At 58.0% G+C, this 20,891-nt stretch carries 19 protein-coding genes; 6 read left to right on the forward strand and 13 right to left on the reverse strand.

Annotated elements, in window-relative coordinates:
* Positions 1-49: 49 nt before the first annotated feature.
* A complete protein-coding gene (argC, locus tag N7D90_RS13665; RefSeq protein ID WP_261738521.1) occupies positions 50-979 on the reverse strand; it encodes an N-acetyl-gamma-glutamyl-phosphate reductase in 930 nt (309 codons plus the stop codon).
* 114 nt (positions 980-1,093) lie between these two features.
* Between argC and N7D90_RS13670 the strand changes: the two genes are divergently transcribed.
* Positions 1,094-1,978, forward strand: a complete 885-nt coding sequence (locus N7D90_RS13670) for a LysR family transcriptional regulator (protein ID WP_261738522.1) — start codon at positions 1,094-1,096, stop codon at positions 1,976-1,978.
* 72 nt (positions 1,979-2,050) lie between these two features.
* On the opposite strand, the gene N7D90_RS13675 is transcribed toward N7D90_RS13670, so the two are convergent.
* From N7D90_RS13675 to N7D90_RS13685, 3 genes are all read right to left on the reverse strand, one after another.
* Positions 2,051-2,923: a hypothetical protein gene (locus N7D90_RS13675; protein ID WP_261738523.1), complete on the reverse strand. Its 873-nt coding sequence runs from the start codon at positions 2,921-2,923 to the stop codon at positions 2,051-2,053.
* A gap of 208 nt (positions 2,924-3,131) precedes the next feature.
* The gene (chrA, locus tag N7D90_RS13680) at positions 3,132-4,340 is read right to left on the reverse strand and encodes a chromate efflux transporter (protein WP_261738524.1); all 1,209 of its coding nucleotides are present in this window, start codon (positions 4,338-4,340) and stop codon (positions 3,132-3,134) included.
* Between the two features lie 240 nt (positions 4,341-4,580).
* Positions 4,581-5,021 carry a helix-turn-helix domain-containing protein gene (locus N7D90_RS13685; RefSeq protein WP_261738525.1) on the reverse strand — a complete coding sequence of 147 codons (441 nt, stop codon included), beginning with the start codon at positions 5,019-5,021 and terminating at the stop codon, positions 4,581-4,583.
* A gap of 79 nt (positions 5,022-5,100) precedes the next feature.
* Between N7D90_RS13685 and N7D90_RS13690 the strand changes: the two genes are divergently transcribed.
* The gene (locus N7D90_RS13690; protein ID WP_261738526.1) at positions 5,101-5,616 is read left to right on the forward strand and encodes a DUF2938 domain-containing protein; all 516 of its coding nucleotides are present in this window, start codon (positions 5,101-5,103) and stop codon (positions 5,614-5,616) included.
* 404 nt (positions 5,617-6,020) lie between these two features.
* Here the strand turns inward: N7D90_RS13690 and N7D90_RS13695 are convergent, their stop codons facing one another.
* Entirely contained in the window at positions 6,021-6,605 is a 585-nt protein-coding gene (locus tag N7D90_RS13695; RefSeq protein WP_261738527.1) for a dihydrofolate reductase family protein, read from the reverse strand.
* A gap of 290 nt (positions 6,606-6,895) precedes the next feature.
* A complete protein-coding gene (locus tag N7D90_RS13700) occupies positions 6,896-7,789 on the reverse strand; it encodes a LysR family transcriptional regulator (RefSeq protein ID WP_261738528.1) in 894 nt (297 codons plus the stop codon).
* 131 nt (positions 7,790-7,920) lie between these two features.
* Here N7D90_RS13700 and N7D90_RS13705 point away from each other — a divergent pair, with 131 nt between their 5' ends.
* The 4 genes from N7D90_RS13705 to N7D90_RS13720 all read left to right on the forward strand — a co-directional run bounded on the left by N7D90_RS13705 (position 7,921) and on the right by N7D90_RS13720 (position 12,857).
* Positions 7,921-8,343 carry an ester cyclase gene (locus tag N7D90_RS13705; RefSeq protein WP_261738529.1) on the forward strand — a complete coding sequence of 141 codons (423 nt, stop codon included), beginning with the start codon at positions 7,921-7,923 and terminating at the stop codon, positions 8,341-8,343.
* Between the two features lie 801 nt (positions 8,344-9,144).
* Positions 9,145-10,503, forward strand: a complete 1,359-nt coding sequence (locus N7D90_RS13710) for an 8-oxoguanine deaminase (RefSeq protein WP_261738530.1) — start codon at positions 9,145-9,147, stop codon at positions 10,501-10,503.
* A gap of 126 nt (positions 10,504-10,629) precedes the next feature.
* Positions 10,630-12,144: a nucleobase:cation symporter-2 family protein gene (locus tag N7D90_RS13715; RefSeq protein ID WP_261738531.1), complete on the forward strand. Its 1,515-nt coding sequence runs from the start codon at positions 10,630-10,632 to the stop codon at positions 12,142-12,144.
* 314 nt (positions 12,145-12,458) lie between these two features.
* Positions 12,459-12,857, forward strand: a complete 399-nt coding sequence (locus N7D90_RS13720) for a hypothetical protein (RefSeq protein ID WP_261738532.1) — start codon at positions 12,459-12,461, stop codon at positions 12,855-12,857.
* A gap of 59 nt (positions 12,858-12,916) precedes the next feature.
* Here N7D90_RS13720 and N7D90_RS13725 read toward each other — a convergent pair whose 3' ends face one another.
* The 7 genes from N7D90_RS13725 to N7D90_RS13755 form a co-directional block, all read right to left on the reverse strand.
* Positions 12,917-14,128, reverse strand: a complete 1,212-nt coding sequence (locus N7D90_RS13725; RefSeq protein WP_261738533.1) for a YeeE/YedE family protein — start codon at positions 14,126-14,128, stop codon at positions 12,917-12,919.
* Positions 14,129-14,349: 221 nt separating this feature from the next.
* Complete coding sequence (gene dctM, locus N7D90_RS13730; RefSeq protein ID WP_261738534.1) at positions 14,350-15,630, reverse strand: C4-dicarboxylate TRAP transporter large permease protein DctM; 1,281 nt, start codon at positions 15,628-15,630, stop codon at positions 14,350-14,352.
* Positions 15,627-16,265 (reverse strand): TRAP transporter small permease, encoded by a 639-nt coding sequence (locus N7D90_RS13735; RefSeq protein ID WP_261738535.1) that lies wholly within the window; start codon positions 16,263-16,265, stop codon positions 15,627-15,629. Before N7D90_RS13735 ends, dctM begins: the two co-directional genes overlap by 4 nt.
* Before the next feature lie 96 nt (positions 16,266-16,361).
* A complete protein-coding gene (locus N7D90_RS13740) occupies positions 16,362-17,354 on the reverse strand; it encodes a TRAP transporter substrate-binding protein (protein ID WP_261738536.1) in 993 nt (330 codons plus the stop codon).
* A gap of 89 nt (positions 17,355-17,443) precedes the next feature.
* Complete coding sequence (locus N7D90_RS13745; protein WP_261738537.1) at positions 17,444-18,271, reverse strand: HpcH/HpaI aldolase/citrate lyase family protein; 828 nt, start codon at positions 18,269-18,271, stop codon at positions 17,444-17,446.
* A gap of 16 nt (positions 18,272-18,287) precedes the next feature.
* Complete coding sequence (locus N7D90_RS13750; protein WP_261738538.1) at positions 18,288-19,493, reverse strand: CaiB/BaiF CoA transferase family protein; 1,206 nt, start codon at positions 19,491-19,493, stop codon at positions 18,288-18,290.
* Complete coding sequence (locus N7D90_RS13755) at positions 19,490-20,860, reverse strand: MmgE/PrpD family protein (protein ID WP_261738539.1); 1,371 nt, start codon at positions 20,858-20,860, stop codon at positions 19,490-19,492. Before N7D90_RS13755 ends, N7D90_RS13750 begins: the two co-directional genes overlap by 4 nt.
* Positions 20,861-20,891 lie beyond the last annotated feature (31 nt).

The following is a 20,891-nucleotide window of genomic DNA, read 5'->3' on the forward strand; positions in this document are numbered from 1 at the left end:
AATGCTGCCCCCCGGCGCCACGGATTCCATTCCAGGCGAGTGTCGGGGGTCAGATTTCTGCAACCATCAAATCCAGATTCTGCACCGCGGCGCCAGCAGCGCCCTTCCCCAAATTGTCAAATATGGCAGCCAGCAAGACTTGCCCCGTCTGTTCATTTGCACACACCACCAACTGCAGATCATCAGTCCCGTTAAGCGCCTGAGGATCAAGGTGCGTCAGTTGTTTAGCCTCCTGCAGCGACATCACCTGTACATGGGCTGCATCCAGATAGTGCCGCACAAGACACTCATGCAGCTGCGCCGCATCCACCCCCGGCGCCAGTAACCGAAGTTGCACCGGTATGGTCAGCACGATCCCCTGCCGAAAAGCGCCATAGGCCGGTACGAACATTGGGGGCTGGCTCAGGCCGCTTTGCTGCTGGATCTCCGGTACATGCTTGTGCTCAAGCCCCAGGCCATACACCTGAAATGCCGGGGGCGGCGACGCGCCTTCGCCTTCATATTCCTGCACGCCGACGCGGCCTTTTCCCGAATAGCCCGACACGGCATAAATGTTTGCCGGGTAGTCTCTTGGCAACAACCCGGCCTCCAGTAACGGACGCAGCAGCCCTATCGCCCCGGTAGGGTAGCAACCGGGATTACTGACCCGCCGGGCTGTGGCAATGCGCTGCGCCTGCTGCGGGTTCATTTGCGCGAAACCATAGGTCCAGTCCGGATGGGTACGGTGTGCCGAACTCGCATCGATCACCCGTACTGCGGGGTTTTCGATACTCGCCACCGCGTCGCGTGCGGCCTGGTCGGGCAAGCATAAAATCGCGATATCGCAGGCATTGATGATCTCGGCTCGGCGTTGTGGATCCTTGCGATGTTCAGCGCTGAGCGTGACAAGCTGCAGATCGGTCCGGTGGCGTAGCCGCTGATGGATTTGCAACCCGGTGGTGCCTTGGTCGCCGTCGATGAATACAAGTGGACTTGCCATGGAATGCTCTCGGACTCAGGAAATGAGGAGCCCCAATCATCAGTCGGGAGTTAAGATAGGAAAAGTTGAATTTATAAACGATGAGATTCAGTTTTTCTGAACAAGGAGCGCTCCATGCGTGAAATCAGCCTCGACCGTCTGCGCACGCTGGTTGCTATCGCCGATCTGGGCTCATTTGCCGAGGCGGCCCGCGTGCTGAATCTCTCGCCGCCCACGGTCAGTTTGCATATCGCCGACCTGGAGTCGCGGGTGGGCGGCAAGCTGTTGTCACGCACCCGTGGCCGCGTTCAGCCTTCGGCAATCGGTGAAACACTGGTGGAGCGCGCGCGACGTCTGCTGGCGGATGCGGAGCAAGCGCTGGAGGACGTGCAGCGTCAGGTGCAGGGCCTTTCAGGGCGTGTGCGGCTGGGCGCCTCCACCGGTGCCATCGCCCAGTTGATGCCGCAAGCGTTGGAGATCTTGAGCCAGCGCCACCCTGCAATCGATGTGCAGGTTGCAGTGCTGACGTCGCAGGAAACGTTGAAAAAACTTGCCGAGGGCTCTTTGGAAATAGGTCTGGTCGCGCTGCCTCAGACTCCCGTCAGGCAATTACGGATCAAGCCATGGCGACGGGACCCGGTCATGGCTTTCTTGCCCGCTCGCTGGGAATGTCCGCAGGTTGTCAGCCCCGACTGGCTGGCTGCTCAGCCATTAATTCTGAATGACAACACGACCCGGCTTTCGCGCTTGACCACAGAGTGGTTTGCCAGTGATGGACGCCAGCCAACCCCGCGTATCCAGCTGAACTACAACGATGCGATCAAAAGCCTGGTGGCAGCCGGTTATGGCGCGACCCTGTTGCCGTATGAGGCCTCAACACCCTTGCCTGATACCAGAATCGCCATGCGGCCTTTACATCCCTTGCTATGGCGGCAGCTGGGAATAGCTCACCGCGAAGGCGACATCGAACGATCTACGCAATATGTACTGGATGTGTTGTGGGGGTTGAGTGCGCAGTAGCCGACAAGGATCACAAAAGGCGCGTCAGAGCGCTACTTGCAGCGCTGTATTCACTCGCCAGGAAACAACCTCTCAATAGCTGCCCAATGACTTCAGGGGCAGCAGCGGCTTGTACTCGCACTTCTCGCGCACAAAAGCGGTTGGCACTATCACCCTGCTTTCAAAGAAAGTGGCAAAGTCGAAGTCCTCCAGGCGGTATGGCGCCACCAGCACGGACTCCTGACCGGCACCGAGAAAAACCACAGGACGCTCGGGATCGACATTCGCGCACTCATGTCTTTGGTTGAAATCCAGCGCCTGCGCGATCAGATAGACCTTCTCCGGAATACGCGTATCGCTCAACTGATCGCTGGGCCAGCTCCAACCGAAAAACAGAATCACACCCGCCACCGCACTGCACAGCACAGAGAACCACGGGACATCCCCGGTCGCTTTGCCCTTGACCCAATTGCTGATGAACAAGATATGCAGCGCCAGAATCAGCGCCGCGATGCTCAGCACAAAAGGCACCAGCAGTTTGAACAGCACCAGGCCTGTGGTCAGGACCAGGGTGATGGGCAAGGCGGAGGCGTCCACATGGAACACGCCATTGATGTGCCCCGCTGCTCTGCCGCGCGCATAGAACAACGCCCCGGAAAGGATCAGCGACAACAATAACTTGGTGACGGCGAAGCTCCACAAGGACTTCACCACTGACGTGCGCTCGACCAACACGCCGACGAAAATCAGACACAAGCTCACCCCCCACAGCCGAAATGCCAGGGTATGTTCGCGCACCCACTCCATGTCACTGGCGGCAGATCGCACAATGGCCAGCAGGACGCCGATGACGCCAATCACCACCATGGCACGGAGCAAATCTTGGCGCTGCTTTTCCTGCTGGTGGCGGTGCTCGATCAACCATTCGGACAATCTGCGCTGGATATCCCGTACGTAGTACTTCAACGACCTCGGGGAGTGGAGCCGCTCAGCTCGTGATGGATACGTTCGAGCCTCTGCTCAATTTCTTTGGTCATCTGTCTTTCCAACTCCTGTCGGGGATAGTTCAGTTTGCTCGCCTGGGCCGGTCTTTCCGGGAAAGCGTCGAGGCACAGGCCACACGTGGACATTGAAATGGAGCGGTGAGCGAACGCCCCCGGTCACTACTTACGCCTCACATAGTGACACTCAGCACCCATCCCGCGATTCCGCTCCCAATGACGACCAGCCACGGCGCAACCTTCCAGAACATCAGCGCAACCAGGGCCAGCACGGCCAGACCGAAATCCTGCGGCTGCAAAATGGCACTCGTCCATACTGGATGGTAAAGCGCAGCCAACAGCAGACCAACCACCGCGGCATTGACCCCGGCCAGCGCGGCCTGAGTTCGTACGCTACGGCGTAATTGTTCCCAAAACGGCAAGGCGCCCAGAGTAATCAAAAAGGACGGCGCATAGATCGCCAAGAGGCAGATTATCCCCCCTGCCCATCCTGATGGAGGGACATTCATCGACGTGCCGAGGAATGCGGCGAACGTGAACAGGGGGCCAGGTATGGCTTGCGCGGCGCCATATCCTGCCAGGAACACGTCATTACTGACCCAGCCGGAGGGCACCACTTCGGCCTGCAACAGTGGCAGCACCACGTGCCCGCCACCGAAGACCAGTGAGCCGGAGCGGTAGAAGGCATCCACCAGTGCCACGGCTTGACTGGGCCACAGTTGGGTCAATAGCGGCAGCCCCACCAGCAATGCCAGGAATAAAGACAGGTAAATCCCCCCGGCCCGGCGGCTGATGGAGATCGGCAATGGATCGTGCTCGGCACACTGCCCGGGTTTGAACAGCAGCAGGCCTGCAAGCCCGGCAGCAACAATCACGCTGACCTGCCCCCCTGCAGACGGCTCAAGCAAGGCGACGCAGGTAGCAATCGCCATCAGGGTGACTCGCGTCACGTCTGTGCACAGATGCCGCGCCATCCCCCAAACGGCTTGAGCAACCACCGCGACAGCGACCACTTTGAGGCCATGCAGGACGCCGGGAGAGATGGCTGAGCCATATCGGGAGATGCCCAGCGCAAACAGGATCAGCGCAATGGCCGAAGGTAGCGTAAAACCAGCCCAGGCCGCGAAAGCCCCTCCGTATCCTGCGCGTGACACCCCCAGAGCGATGCCAACCTGACTGCTTGCCGGGCCAGGTAATAATTGGCAGAGCGCGACCAGGTCCGCATAGGTGCGCTCGGTCAGCCAACGCCGTCGTGTGACAAACTCATCGCGAAAGTAGCCCAAGTGCGCAATAGGGCCACCGAACGAGGTCAACCCAAGGCGCATGAAGATGAAAAAAACTGACCAGGCGCTGCTGCGTTTATCGACATAAGAGTTGGCCATGCATGTGCCTACCTGGTTAGAACAAGACCGGTAAATTAATCGAATTTCGCCTATCTAAAACGGCCCCTCTCGAGGAGTTTGTTTTGATCACATCGCGGCGCTATACACCTTCGAAATGGCACACCTTCCGATCCTGGTTCGAAGGTACACCCTCAAATTTGGCCTTTCATAACAGGGCCCTGACTGGCCGCTTCCGACCAATCGTGGAAATTGTCGACCCAAAACAGACACGCCCTCCTCTCACGATCCACGCCTGCGCAGGTCGATTTTTCCGGCTTTTCTTTTGAGATTTCCCGTCGCTATAGCGCTCAGCATTTTCTGAAATTTTGAGCATTCAATGTGATGTGCCGCAGGGCAAGACGCTACTCGACGAAGCTCATCGCGCACGGCGCCAAGTCGCTCGATGGTACGGTCCAGTTCGTCAGCCTTTTCGTTAAGCCGCTGGCGATCGATATCAGGCTGGCCCTGCGCATCCTGCATGGCAACGAGATCGTCCAGTGAAAACTCTGCCGACTGCCCGAGCGCGATCAAGGACAATCGCTGGAGTACATCGCCATGAAACACGCGACTCAGGCCCCGACGCCCTATCGAACGGATAAGACCTTTCTCTTCGTAGTAGCGCAGCGTTGAAGCCGGTAGACCGGAACGTCGTGCCACCTCACCAATATCCAGCTCTTTCATGCTTGACCTCAAGTCGACTTGAACCTGCAGACTACTCGGATCAAACCTCCAAAACAGGTTCAAGGCAAGGAGCAATACCATGGAAATAACCGAGACAGCACTGCGTATTCTGTTTGTCGGAATTGGGGCCACGCTGATCATGGACCTATCGGCTTTTGTTCAAGCACGAGTATTTGGCCTGACGTCGCCTAACTATGGGCTGGTCGGTCGTTGGCTTGGCCACATGCTGCAAGGGCAGTTTCGTCACTCCACGATCATGACGGCGGCTCCTGTCAGGAATGAGCGCCTGCTGGGGTGGGTATTTCATTACGTCACCGGCATAGTCTTCGCAATGGTGCTGATCGGTGCGAAAGGACTTGCCTGGCTCTGCAACCCCACACTGGTGCCTGCGCTGGTGATGGGGTTGGTCACTGTGATTGCGCCTTTCTTCATCATGCAGCCCGCGTTCGGTTTCGGCATTGCTGCGTCGAAGACAGCGGCACCAAGCGTCGCAAGGCGCAGAAGCATTACTGCACATCTGATTTTCGGACTAGGCCTTTTTGTTGCTGGATGGCTGTTGATGCTGATCTTTCCGGCATCGTTATGCCTAAGTTGAGTGCCTTTGGGCAGCGCTGGTGCTTAGGGTAAGAGCGTAAGTTCTGAGTGTCTGTTTGTAGCCGATTGCTGCACGGGGTAAAAGGCGGGGGCATTGAATGTGAGTCAAGGGCTACTTCTGGCCGAACGCGGCCCGCCACGAGGGGCTGCTTTCACCCTAGTAAGAGACCGATAGACTTCTATGCGCAAGAACACAAAATTGTGAAATTCAGCAAACAACACTGTGCAATAACAGCGAGCTCCAGGAAGCGGAACTCCAATGTAAAGGCAGTCAGATGGACAGCAAGCGCTGTTGAGTTCCGGGGGAGAGTCAACTTCACTTTGAATCGCCAATAACGGCCTAAAACGAAGTAATGGGTGTGTCGACTCAAAAGACTAATCACCCTAAAAAATCACAACCTCATATCATTGGTTTTGTTTTACCTCGTAATGCAGGAACAGCACTCCCGAGTCAAACAATTTACTTTTCACCAGCGTGAGTGCAGTTCTGTCCTTAATATTTTTGAATAAAGGAATACCCTGCCCCAACAGAATCGGATTGATGAATAGCCAGTACTCGTCGATGAGGTTTTCCGCCATTAGCGCGTGTGTGGCGCCGGGACTGCCAAACACTAAAATATCGCTGCCTGCGCTATGCTTAAGCTTGCTGATTTCATCGCTTAAATGGCTGCTGATGATTTTAGTATCAGGATTATTCTTTTCCAGCAGGGTTTTCGACAACACAATTTTTCGGGCGGTTTTATACCATCGCGAATGCGCCTGGTCATGCGTACTGGCGTTGGGCTGCTCGGTAGCGGTTGGCCAATAGGACTCCATCATCTGATAGGTGACGCGCCCGTATAACGCGGTGTCGGTCTGCTGAATCCGCTGGTCCACATATCCAAACAAATCGTCGCTCAGACTGATCCAGCCCAAGCTAGCCATGCCTTCATCGGTGGAGGCAACAAAACCATCCAGTGACACATGCATAAACGAAACAATTTTCCGCATGACTATCTCCTTGATTTTATTTTGATTACATAGTCGTTAAGTCCCGCCAGTGCTTGGTTTCTGCCTTCATTTCCACCCTTCCTCTCCCCACCATGTTGCGTGGTTACGCAGTAGAACATCAGCCGAACGCCATTCTTAAACCGCCTTCCGTAAAGGAGACAGTCCCGACTGTCTCTTCTGGCCGATAGCAGCCCTTCTTGACAGAGGGCTATCAACCCAAAACGATCATCTGGCGAGGTATTGAACGGGTGCCGGAAATGCGCTCATTGCTTAAGCATAGAGCTATTACATTAGTCCAAGTGTTGAGACTCCTTGACGATAAAGTCGATGAAAGCGCGCGTTTTCGCTGGCAAATGCAACCGCGATGTATAAACGAGATTGATGGCTAACCCAGGCAACTCCCAGTCGGTCAGAACCGGGATCAGTCGACCCGAGACTATATCGTCGTGTATCACATATGTCGGTTGAGCAAGAATACCTGACCCTTGCAGCGCAACGGCTCGCAAGAGCTGACCATCGTTGGACTCGAACGAGGCTGATGTTGAAATCCTTATGGACTGGTCTTCGCGCTGGAAAACCATTTCATAAGGGTCGGTGGCGTAGGTGTAGAGCAAGAGTTGATGGTCAATCAACTCCTGAGGATGTCCCGGACAACCGTGGCGTTGCAAATAATCAGGCGACGCGGCTAGCGTGCGGCGTGTCTCAGTCAAACGCCTAACCACAAGGCTGGTGTCAGGCTCACTTTCACGCGTGCGCAGCGCGACATCAATGTTGTCGTCAATGATGTCGCAATAACGGTTTTCAGCAACGACGTCCAAGCGAACATCGGGGTACAGCTGTTTGAACTTCGGCAGCAGGGGCAATATGTACTGCAGGCATAGAGATAAAGAGGCAGTGACACGCAACACACCCGTTGGATGGCTTTTGGTCGCAGAGACGGCGTCGGTGGCCCCTTGCATGGCCAGCAGAGCGGCTTTGGAATTGTTGTAGAAGTCCTTCCCTACCTCGGTAACAAACAATCGACGGGTACTGCGCTCAACCAGCCTGGCCCCCAGGCGATCCTCCAGCGCAGCCAGGTGACGGCTTGCAGCGGCATTGGACAAGCCCAGCGCCTCAGCTGCTTTGTTCAAGCTGCCCAGTTCAGTGACCTTTACAAACAACTCATACTCTGTCCAGCGATCCATCAGCATTGTTCCGGTGGGTGGAAATGTGATTTCCAGTTAAAGACTTTTTCAAAGTAATTGCTACCGCTAATCTAGATATACCCCCTGCAGCAAAGATTATCTACGCTGAGGAAAACACGACGGAGATTCAATTGAGTCATAATCTAGAGACCGTAAAACAATATTTTAAATTCTGTGTTGATGGAAAAGATGTGGATCGCGCGGAGGAATTCTTCGCGGATGATGTCGTAGTTCACCGGCCGGACTGCAGCGCGCCTATCGTGGGTGTAAAACGTTTTAAAGAAGCATTAAAGCTTAATGTAACTGATCGATATGAGTCTATTCATACGACCTTTCAGAAAGAAATAGTGGTCGACGACGTTGTGGTAGTGGCATTAATGCATCAGGCCAAAGGATCCAATACCTGGCACGGGTTTGATGTCACAGGAAAAGATCTCGCATGGACGGCATTAACTTATTTTCGATTCAATGCCGAGGGAAAGATCATTGAGGAAATTGTTGAGCGAAATGAGTTATTCATGGCGAAACAGCTCGGCATTATTGAATACGACTAAGTAAATCACAGCGCCTGGTTTGCTCGCCTGGAAACCGGGTAATACTTAAGCTGTTTATATTCTACAGATTGAATTGCCAAGGCAACTTGTTCGTCGTCGTATATAAGCTCAAGTCATGGGTTTAACCGGCTTGCCTCTTGGCAAAAACGATCTGGCAAACCCAAAGGTGACCCAGGCCCTTTCAGGCCAAGTTCGATCTGCTGGCAGATACCTGGGATCACCCGAGCTTTCGAAAAGATTTGCAAGATCGCTCCAGGGACATTGCCGCCATCGACGAAAACCGCCTTCGCGCCGAAAACCATCAGGCCGTGACCGGTGCTTGTGTCCTGAAGGGAGGCAGGGCCAGGCGCTCACCTACCTTGCCCTGTTGCAATGGCTCCCGATCACGGCGGAAAAACAGAGCCACACATTAGTTGTATACAATAACTTTAAGTTCTGGTTACATTATTCCGCGCCTACGACCCCGGTAATCGCCGGGGCGTATTGCGACGGTCAAAAAACCATGCAACATCCACAGCCGCTCCAACCCATCGAACGTCATCCACGGATGTCGTTCAACGACCTCTACTATGCTTGCTTGAGCCATCGTTCAAGCAACACATTCGTCTTCCTGCCGTTCGCCGACCACACCTACGGGAACCTCCTGGAACCCACTGCGGGTCAATGTCTGCTGAAGTCTGAGCCTGACAGCAACACGTTGCATCCGGGCAGTACCTGCCTGCAAGGGCTTCGCTGATGCCGAAAACAGGTGTATGCCCAGAATCAACTTGTATCCAAGATCCATACGGAAGAGGAGCACCCATGCCCAAAACTTTACTGGTAAAAAACGCCGAGCTTTTGGTGACAATGGATGGTGAGCGCCGGGAAATCAGGCGCGGTGGTCTGTTCATCGAGGGCAACCTGATCAAGCAGGTCGGCCCTACCGAAACACTGCCCCAACATGCTGATGTGATTCTGGACATGGCCGGGAAAGTAGTAATTCCAGGCCTGGTCAATACCCACCACCACATGTACCAGAGCCTCACCCGCGTAGTGCCGGCGGCTCAGGACGGTGAGCTGTTCAATTGGCTGACCAACCTGTATCCAATCTGGGCCCGGCTGACGCCCGAAATGATCGCGGTATCGACTCAAACGGCGATGGCCGAGCTGATTCTCTCAGGCTGCACCACCTCCAGTGACCACCTCTATATTTACCCCAATGGCTGCAAGCTTGATGACAGCATCCATGCCGCCGCAGAGATTGGCATGCGCTTTCACGCTGCACGCGGCAGCATGAGTGTGGGCCGCAGCCTAGGCGGTCTACCACCCGACTCCGTGGTGGAGAAAGAGAGTTACATCCTCAAGGATTCCCAGCGCCTGATCGAAGAGTTCCATGATGCCAGCCATGGCTCAATGCTGCGCATGGTCGTGGCGCCCTGCTCGCCCTTTTCCGTGAGCCGTGACCTGATGCGCGAATCAGCAGTTCTTGCGCGCCAGTACGGTGTGTCATTGCACACGCACCTTGCAGAAAACGTCAGCGACATCGCCTACAGCCGCGAGAAGTTCGGCATGACCCCTGCCGAATACGTCGAAGACCTGGGCTGGGTCGGCCACGATGTATGGCACGCCCATTGTGTGCAACTCGACCAGCACGGTATTGAGCTGTTCGCGCGCACCGGGACCGGAGTTGCCCACTGCCCGTGCTCGAACATGCGTCTGGGCTCAGGGATCGCTCCGATCCGCAAGATGCGCGACCAGGGTGTCCCGGTGGGCCTGGGTGTGGACGGTTCGGCTTCCAACGATGGCGCCAGCATGATCGGCGAGGTACGCCAGGCGCTGCTGTTGCAGCGTGTCGGTTTTGGCCCCGATGCGATGTCTGCTCGTGAAGCACTGGAAATCGCAACACTGGGCGGCGCCAAGGTGCTCAACCGCAATGATATTGGCGCCCTCGCCCCCGGCATGGTGGCGGACTTCGTCGCCTTCGACCTTGGACATCTGGCCTATGCCGGCGCCCTTCACGACCCGCTGGCCGCCTTGGTGTTTTGCACCCCGACCCACGTCGACACCAGCGTGATCAACGGCCGTGTGGTGGTCAAGAACGGTCACCTCACCACCGTCGACCTGCCCCTGGTGCTGGAACGCCACAACCGGTTGGCCCGGCAGTTGGTCAGCGGCGAGTGACCCGTACCAATCGCTGCCCTCGACACTGAGTGCAACGACGGGCGCAACTGCGCCCACCCACTCATCGAATGCGACTGAGAACGTGCTGTTAGACGCATCTAAAATAACAAAAGCGAGCTACTCACCATGACTTCTTCAGCTTCATCTCGTCCAGAGGACGAAAACCTCGGTATTGGCGCCAACCTGGCCTACGGTCTTCAACATGTGTTGACAATGTACGGAGGCATCATCGCTGTCCCCCTGATCATCGGTCAGGCTGCCGGGCTTTCTTCAGCCGACGTGGGCCTGTTGATCGCCGCGTCGCTGTTCGCCGGAGGCCTGGCCACCTTGCTGCAGACACTTGGGATTCCCTTCTTCGGCTGTCGCCTCCCTCTGGTTCAAGGGGTGTCTTTCGCCGGTGTTTCGACCATGGTCGCGATCATTGGCAGTGACGGTACAGGCGGACTGCCCGTGGTATTCGGGGCGGTAATCGTTGCGTCGGTGATCGGCCTGCTGATCACGCCGCTGTTCTCGAGCATCATCAAGTTCTTTCCGCCGCTGGTGACGGGAATCGTCATAACCACCATCGGATTGACTCTGATGCCTGTCACGGCACGCTGGGCCATGGGCGGTAACAGTCAGGCAGCCGACTTTGGCAGCATGGCCAACATAGGCCTGGCGGCACTCACACTGGTCACCGTACTGCTGCTCAGCAAGCTGGGAAGTGCGAGCATTTCGCGCCTGTCGATTCTGCTGGCAATCGTCATCGGCACACTGGTCGCTACCGCTTGTGGGATGGCAGATTTCTCCCAAGTACTAAAAGGCCCCTTGGTGGCGCTGCCCGAAGTCCTGCACTACGGCCTTCCGCAATTTCGGTTCGCCGCTATCCTGTCGATGCTGATCGTAATTCTCGTGACCATGGTCGAGACCTCCGCAGACATTCTCGCCGTCGGTGAGATCATCGATACCAAAGTCGATTCGAAACGCCTCGGCAACGGCCTGCGGGCGGATATGATTTCCAGCGCCCTGGCGCCCCTGTTTGGCTCCTTCACCCAGAGTGCCTTTGCGCAGAACGTTGGTCTGGTCGCCGTAACTGGTATCAAGAGCCGCTATGTGGTGGCCACCGCCGGGCTGATCCTGGTGACTCTGGGGCTGCTGCCGGTGATGGGAAGACTGGTCGCCGCGGTGCCTACCGCCGTCCTCGGTGGTGCCGGTCTGGTGCTGTTCGGCACCGTCGCAGCCAGCGGTATCCGTACCCTGGCCCAGGTGGACTACCGCAACAACATGAACCTGATCATCGTGGCCACATCAATCGGTTTCGGCATGATCCCGATTGCAGCGCCAAACTTCTACAATCACTTCCCGACCTGGTTCGAGACCATTTTTCACTCCGGCATCAGCTCGGCAGCGATCATGGCCATCCTGCTCAACCTGCTGTTCAACCATCTGCGGGCCGGTAACTCCGACCAGCAATCGGTATTCGTTGCTGCCAGCGATCGCATCCTGCGCTCCCGGGATATCTGCGAACTCAATGACGGTGATGTTTTCCGCGATGGCAAGCTGTTCGACTGCAACGGCAAGGAAGTACCGATTATAGAGAGCGACGAGAGCCATGAGCAGGCCCCGGCACTGCGCAAAAAGCGCTTCGAGCAGGAACACTAGGCCACCCTGAGCCAAGGAAAGCGGCGTGCACGCGCCGCTTTCCATACTGCCGTTGTGGATGCCTGTTCAAGGGCAATATAACGGCTGATCAACCAGGTTTTCACACGCTCCAAGCCAAAAACGCATGTCGAAACACCAAGTCTAAAAACAACCGCACTCTGGGGCCGTTGGCGATTTAAGCAACGGGCACCTAGAACTTTTCCCTGTTTATTGGTCTATGTGAATAAGCACATCTGCGCGGCAGGCCCGAACCCGAAGGTTCCCGCAGCCAGATGGCGACACGTCCAATTGTTAATCAGAGGTTTTCTGCGCTCATGAAATTCCATGACCCACGAATGGTGCTTTTCGGCCTGTTCGCGTTGGCGGCAGTGGGCTCGGCATCAGCCACACAAATGAAAGCCTCAAGCCCTGTTTTCGCCCCCGAAGTCGCAGCCGTTGAGGTTCCGGTCCAGGCTGGCGAAAACCCTTGGCCGACCCTGGCCAGTATCGACGCCAGGCAACCAGCAACATTACTTGCCCATGACGACCGATACAGGGATGACGGTCGCTGGCACGATCGCAGGGACGATTCACGCCGGGAGAACTGGCGTCGAGAACAATGGCGCAGAGAACAGGCGCGCCGGGAAGCCGAACGCCATAGAGATTGGGAGCGCCGCCATGATCGGGCCATGCGCCAGCGCTACGAGGACGAACACCGCTACTATCGTCGCTAGCATCGGTACAACACGGGCGCTGCTGCGAAGAGGTCAGCAGGCCCGCAAGACCGACTTTCTCAGCAGCCGCTCAACGCCACCTGCCGACGCTCGCCGGCGAAGAACCACGGGCGCAGGCGCACACCCACGCTGTTCCCGATAAACGCAGCCACCAACCACACCCAGCCATGCAGGCTGCCCGAGGCGATGCCGCTAAAGTACGCACCGATATTGCAGCCATAGGCCAGACGCGAACCATAACCAAGCAGCAAACCACCGATCACCGCCGCCAACAGCGAACGGGCCGGGATTTTCAGGCTGGGCGCAAAGCGTCCGGCCAAACCTGCGGCCAATAGCGCACCGAGGACGATGCCGATGTCCATGACACTGGTGATGTCTTCCCAAACCGGCGCGGCCAGGGCCTTGGCATTGCCCGGCATTTGCCAGAACCCCCAACTGGCGACATCCACACCCAACCCGCTCGCAGCCTTGGCGCCCCAAAGCGCGAATGCCGAAGTAATGCCCCATGGCCGCCCAGCCAGCGCCAGCGTGGCGTAGTTGAGCAGCGCCAGGCCAATCGCCCCCCATACCAATGGCCACGGACCGCGCAAGAAGCGGCGCAGGCCCAGGTGTTCGCTGGTCACGCCTTCTTCAAGCGTGCCATGGCGACGTTTTTCCAGGCGTACGGTCACCACCGCAATGATCGCAAACACGCTCAGGCTCACGAGCAATGCTGGAACCACGCCGAAGCTTTTAACGATGGAGGTGGCCGGGAACGCAGGCAGCGCAAACCACCAGTCAACGTGATGAGTAGCAATCAACGAACCGCATATAAAGAACAACAGAGTCACCAGCATCCGCGCGTTACCGCCGCCGACGGTAAACAGGGTGCCAGAGGCGCACCCACCGCCCAGCTGCATGCCGATGCCGAAAATAAACGCACCGAACACGACCGAAATCCCGATTGGCGCCACCAGCCCGACCACAGGCTGGCCAAACAAAGTGCCCGCTCCCAGCGCGGGGAAAAACAGCACTACCGCCACGGCCAGCATCACCATTTGCGCACGCAGACCAGCACCCCGCCGGTCATTGAGAAACACCCGCCAGGCCGAGGTAAACCCGAAGGCTGCGTGATAAAGGGTCAAACCCAGCGCCGCGCCGACCACCAGCAACAGCACCTGGCGCGAGCCGACGCTGTTTTGCAGAAATACGGCGCCAAGCAACAAAAGGACAAAAGCCACCAGCGGCGCGACGGGCTTGCGCGCAGGTGTCATGGGAAGCGAACTGCTCATGGGAAATCTCGGTTCAATGGATTTTGATTGATTGCAATGGCGCCGAGTATAAACCTGAGCGTGAGACTGATCCTGTTATAGATGGCTATTGCTGTAGATACGCTGTTCCAGGTCAAGCCCCCCCAGTGGGAGCAAGCTTGCTCGCGAAGATCATTCGCGAGCAGGCTCGCTCCCACGCTTGAAGTATCCCTCATGCCGCTGGAGAGGAACGAAGGCTACGCCTACATCCCCAGCCAGTTCGGCAGCGCCAGCGAAACAAATGGTACGTAGGTCACCAGGACCAGGAACGCCAGCATCACCAGCAGCCACGGCGATACCGCTCGCACCACGCGGGTCAGCGGCATGCCCGTGACTGCCGAGGTAACAAACAGGTTGAGTCCGGTGGGCGGCGTGATCAGGCCGATTTCCATGTTCACCACCATAATGATGCCCAAGTGGATCGGGTCGATGCCCAGTTGCATGGCGATAGGGAACAGGATCGGCGCCAGGATCAGGATGATCGCCGAAGGCTCCATAAAGGTCCCGGCAACCAGCAGCACAATATTGACCACCAACAGGAATTCAAGCGGCGTAAAGCCCTGCTCCACCACCCAGGCGGTGATCGACTGCGGGATCTGCTCGGTGGTGAGGACATGAGCAAAAAGCATGGCGTTGGCGATGATAAACATCAGTACCACGCTCAGCTTTCCCGCTTCGATAATCACCTTCGGGCATTCGCGAACGGTCATGTCCTTATAGATAAAGATGGCCACAAACGCGGCATAGACGGCGGCGACCGCAGCGGCTTCGGTGGGTGTGAACATGCCCGAGTAGATGCCGCCGAGAATGATCACGATCAGCATCAGGCCCCAACCGGCCCTGCGGCCTGCGGTCATGATTTCCTTGAACGAGGCACGCGGCAGCGACGGCATATCCTTGACCCGCGCCATGATGTAAATGGTGACCATCAGCACCAGCCCCAACAGCAAGCCCGGCACCACACCGGCCATAAACAGCTTGCCCACCGAGGTTTCGGTCGCGGTGGCGTAGACCACCATGACGATCGACGGCGGAATCAGGATACCCAGGGTCCCGGCATTACAGACGATGCCAGCAGCGAAGTCCTGCTTGTAACCGGAGCGCACCATGCCCGCGATGACAATCGAACCGACCGCCGCCACCGTGGCCGGCGACGAACCGCTGAGTGCGGCAAACAGCATGCAGGCAAGAATTGCAGCGATGGCCAGGCCACCTTTGATGTGACCGACGCACGCGTTGGCAAAGTCGATCAGGCGCCGGGCCACGCCCCCGCTGGTCATGAATGCGCCAGACAGCAGAAAGAACGGAATGGCCAGCAACGTGTAGTGCTCGCTGGTTTCGAACAACTTGATCGCCAGCGAACGCACCGAGTCGTTGCTGAAGAACAGGATGGTCATAGCCCCGGATAAACCCAGGGAAATCGCCACCGGAATGCCGACAAACATCAGCACGAACAGGGCGACAAAAAGGAAGGCGATGGTCATTTTTCGGTCCCCGACTTGTCGTTTTCCGCCAGCTTGACGGCGTCATCCACTTCACTGTGCAAGCCCAGGCCTTGTTGCTTGCCTTGCGCTATACGGATGAAAATCTGCAGAAAACGTACGAACATCAGGGCAAAGCCGATTGGCACGATCATTACGATTTGCCACTGTTGAATGCCAAAGCGGTCCAGGTCTTCGGCACTGGTGCCGACCGCATACAGCGTGGCGACCCACTGTTCGCTGGAGTACGCCATCAGGGCGCAGTAGCCCAGGCAAATGAGTACCGCCAGCAAGGCAACGCGGCGCTGGTTGGCGGGTTTGAACTGGCGCACCAGCAAGTCGACACCAATGTGCGCACCAATGCGTACGCCCCAGGCCAGACCTACAAAGATCAACCAGCCGAACATGGCCTTGGTCAGCGCCACGCTCCAGGTCATCTCCTGAGCGATAAACAAAATACCGTCGCCGATGCTGAGCAGGGTCTCGTTGGCGAAGGGCAGCGAATCCCCCAGCGAGTAGAAAATGCCATAAAGGTTGTTGAACACCACATACGAAAAAGTGACCAGGGTCATGCCTGCAAGCAGGAACGCCACCAGCATTTCTTCCGCGTGATTCCAGACACGAACGACTGCGTGCATGGGGTATCTCCCTATAAAGAGCGGTCGCCAAGCGACAAATGGGACCGATGAAGTCGCTGGCGACCCCGCACGGGGTCACCGGCGACAATCCGGGTCTTAGCTGCTTTGGTTAGCTTGCTCGGCGGCTTCGATCACATCGGTACCGATGGCGCTCTCGAACTTCTTCCACACCGGGCGCATGGCTTCACGCCATAGCTCGCGCTGCTCCGGAGTAAGGGAGATGATTTCGCTGTTGCCGGAATCGGCAATGCGCTGGCGGGAAGCCTGGTTCAGCGCCTCGGCCTGTTTGTTGACCTCGACCGTCACCTCGGTCATGACCGTATCCAGCGTGGTGCGCACGTCTGGCGGCAGGCCGTTCCAGAACTTGGTGTTGGTGATTACCATGTAATCGATGGCGCCATGGTTGGACTCAGTGAAGAACTTTTGCACCTCATACACGTTCTGGCTCTCGTAGTTCGACCAGGTGTTCTCGGTGCCATTCACCACGCCGGTCTGCAAGCCCTGATACACCTCGGCAAAGCTCATCTTGCGCGGCGCGGCGCGCAGGGCCTTGAACTGCTCATCCAAAACTGCGGAGGCCTGTACCCGGAACTTCAGGCCACGGGCATCCTTGGGTTCGTACAGGGCCTTGTTGGCGGACAACTGCTTCATCCCGTTGTGCCAGTAACCGAGGCCGGTAATGCCCTTGCCTTCCATGGACTTGAGCAGGGCCTGCCCCTGCGGGCTCTGCTGGAAGCGGTCGACCGCCTGGATATCGTTGAACAGAAACGGCAGATCGAAAATCTGGATCGGCTTGGAATAGTGCTCGAACTTGGCCAGCGACGGCGCCAGCAATTGCACGTCACCCAGCAGCAACGCTTCCATTTCCTTGCCGTCGCCGAACAACGACGAGTTCGGATAAACCTCGACCTTGACCCGCCCTGGCAGGCGCTCTTCAGCCAGTTTTTTGAACAGCAACGCGCCCTGCCCCTTGGGCGTGTGTTCGGCGACCACGTGGGCGAACTTGATACTGATGGGGTCGGCCGCGCTCGCAAAACCTGCGAATAATGGAAGTGCGCAGGCCAAGGCCTTGAGAGTGTGCTTGAACATGGGTACATACCTCTTGTTGTTATAAGTTTGGTAGTGCCTGGTGTTGCCTGAACTTCGTTTGAACTTGACTGCCAATCTGCTTTTTTGACTCAGGCAGACGGCAAGCCTGCCCGGCGCAATATTCGCCGGGCATGCTCGATCACTGGGGCATCGACCATCTGCCCGTCGACCACGAACACTCCGTTTCCGCTCGCAACCGCGGCCAGAACCTGCCTTGCCCACTCAAGCTCTTCCTGCCTTGGCATGTAGGCTGTGTGAATCAATGCAACCTGACCGGGATGGATACACAGCAGGCCGCCAAACCCCATATCCCTCGCATCGGCGGCCATTCGGGTCATGCCTTGAGTGTTTTTGATATCCGGGAACACGCTGTCCAGCGGTGGCGCCAGTTGCGCCAACCGGCTGTGCAGCAAAATGGCGTAGCGGGCCTGATCGAGTATCCGCAGCGCTGCGGCGCTCGCGCTGGCCAACCCCAAATCCAGGCCCAGATCCAGAGCGCCAAATGTCAGGCGCTCGACCCCGGCTGCGCGCACGATGGCCGGTAATTCCAGCAGGCCCTTGGCACTTTCGATAATTGGCCAGATCGGTTTGCCACACGCCGCAGCCAGTTCGACCTGTGCAGCGCTCTCGGCCTTGGGCAGTAATACCGCCACCACACCGGGCTGACGGCGACACAGCGCCAGATCTGCCGCTTGCTGCTCATGCTGCGGCGCATTGATACGCACCAGTACCCGGGCCTGCGGGTTGGCATCCAGAAAAGCATCCAGGTTGGCTCGCGCCTGGGCTTTGAGGTTATCCGCTACAGCGTCTTCCAGATCGACGATCACCGCATCGGCGCCGCTGCCCAGGGCTTTGGCAATGCGCTCGGGGCGGGTGGCCGGGACAAACAGCGCCGAACGAATAGTGGTGTTATTCATAAATGTGCTCCATGGCTCATACCGCTCCTTGCTGGTGAAGACGCTGGATGTCAGCCATCCCATAGCCCAACTCGCTCAGCAGGCTATCGGTGTGTTCGCCCAAGTACGGCACCGCATCCATGCGCGGCTCGAAGGCTGCGTTGCGCCCCGGTGGCAACAGCGCAGGCAGCTTGCCAGCCGGGCTGTCCACCTCGCGCCAGCGATCACGGGCTTGCAGTTGCGGATGCGCCCAGACACCCGCCATATCATTGACATGGGCATTGGCTATCGATGCCGCGTCGAGCCGTGCAATCACTTCATCAGCGCTCATCCGGGCAAAGGCCGCAACAATGATCGCCCGCAACTCGGTGCGATTATCCGAGCGCCGCGCGTTTGCATTAAAGCGTGGGTCGCTCGCAAGATCCGGCTGCAGCAACACCTTGTCGCAAAACTGCTGCCATTCGCGCTCGTTCTGCAGGCCGAGCATCACCGTACCGCCGTCGCCCGCAGGGAAGGGTCCGTAGGGGTAGATCGTGGCGTGCGCGGCACCGGCACGCGGAGGTGGAGGCGCCCCGTCGTAGGCGTAATACATCGGGTAGTTCATCCACTCGACCAGGCTTTCGAGCATCGACACATCAATGCGGCTGCCCTCCCCGGTCTTGTCCCGCAGCAGCAGCGCCGAGAGCACGCCGGTGTAGGCGTACATGCCCGCGGCGATGTCGGCAATCGAGCAACCGGCTTTGGCCATGTCGTTTTCGCCCGGCCCGCCGGTTACGGACAGGAATCCGCCTTCGCTCTGGATCAGCAGGTCGTAGGCTTTTTTCTGTTCGTAGGGACCGCCATCTCCGTAGCCGGAAATATCGCAGACGATCAACCGCGGGAAACGCTCATGCAGGGCTGCAAAAGACAGCCCCATGCGCTCTGCCGCACCTGGAGCCAGGTTCTGCACCAGCACATCGGCCGTGGCCAACAGTTTATCGAGCACCTGCCCCGACTCCTGCTGTTTGACGTTGAGGGTCAGGCTTTCCTTGGAGCGGTTAGTCCAGACAAAGTGCGAGGCCAGGCCTTTGACCCGCTCGTCATAGTCACGGGCAAAGTCGCCGGAGCCAGGACGTTCGATCTTGATGACCCGCGCTCCTAGGTCTGCCAGTTGGCGGGTGCAAAACGGCGCCGCGATGGCGTGCTCCAGGCTTACCACGGTAATCCCGTCCAGCGGGCGGGGCTTGGCTGTAGTGGCGGTCATGAGGAGCTCCCGGTGCGGGTCAGCACACTCAGATCGTCGAGATGGCGCAGATGCCAGACCAGCTCGACAAGCCCGCTGGCTTGTTCGTCATTCCGCGCTCCCGAGAAAGCCAACAGGCGGCGAAATTTATCTTCCAGCTCGTCGCGAGTCAGGGTATTGCCAGGGTCGCCCTTGGGCTCGTCGATGCGGCCGTGCACGGTTCGGCCCTGCACCGTGGTCACCTCTACCCGGCCCAGCCAGCGTTGCGGATAGGCGCTGTCGACTTCGTCGTCCAACACCATATGTACTTTGTCGCGAAACTCACTGATGCGCGGGTCGGTCAATGCGTGTTGCTGAAATTCGGGCAATCCGGCCTTGCCGTAAACGGCGATCAAGCCCAGCACCGTGCCCATGGAGAACTTGGCCTGATGGACGCTCTTCGGCACCAGCACACGGCCTAATACATCGATGGCGCCCTGATGCACGCGGGTGGTGACGCGGGCAATGTCCTCGGCGCGCAGCTGCTCGCGCTGCATCAGATCCAGCAGCGCATCCGCCGCCGGGTGCGTATGGCGGCACGACGCGTGAAACTTGAACGAGGTTTCAGTCAGCGCCCAGCGCCTGCCCAGACCATCAGACAAGCAGGCTGGGTTGGCATCGCTGGACATCCCGGCGGCCATGCCCTGCTCGCCCTCAAGAATGTTTCTTGCACCGCTCAGCCCTTCGGCGGTCAAGTAGGCGGCAAGCAGGCCATCGGCTGCTGCCTTGGCGGTATGCAACTGCTTGGAGTCAGCTGCATCACGCAAGAACTCCCACAAGCCCGCCGCCTGGGTTCCGGCGCTACCGAGCAGGTTGGTGAACTGCTCCTGATTGAAATCCATCAACTTGCCGACGCCAACTGCCGCCGCCAGCGTGCCGACCGTGGCGGTAGTGTGGAAGGTGCGATAGTGCGAGCGGCCGAGAAATTCACCGATGCGAATACCCGCTTCATAACCGGCGACAGCGGCGAGGATCAGTTCGCGGCCGGTTTTGCCCAGGTCCTGGGCGCCAGCCAGCACCGCCGGGAACACCACTGTTGCCGGGTGCAGGACCGAGCTGTTGTGCAGGTCATCCTGCTCCACCAGGTGTGAGCTAGCGCCGTTGACCAGCGCAGCAAAATACGCGGAGCTGGTCGTGCCATTGACCAGGACCCCGGCAGGCCCGCTGGCCGGGCCCATCATTGCTGCATAGCGCTCGAACAAAGGGATCGGATGCGCTCCCTGACTGGCCAAGGCCGAGCCCAGCCAGTCGAGAAACAGGTCTTCGGTGCGGCTGATAACTGCTTCGGGCAGTTGCGTGTAATTCAGGTCGGCCAAAAAACCGGTGAGTGCTTGAGTGTGCTGACTCATGCCGCGTTCTCCATCAATGTCTATTTGTAGA

Origin of the sequence: Pseudomonas fragi, from assembly GCF_025426255.1 — a bacterium.
GTDB classification, from domain to species: Bacteria; Pseudomonadota; Gammaproteobacteria; order Pseudomonadales; family Pseudomonadaceae; genus Aquipseudomonas; species Aquipseudomonas kulmbachensis.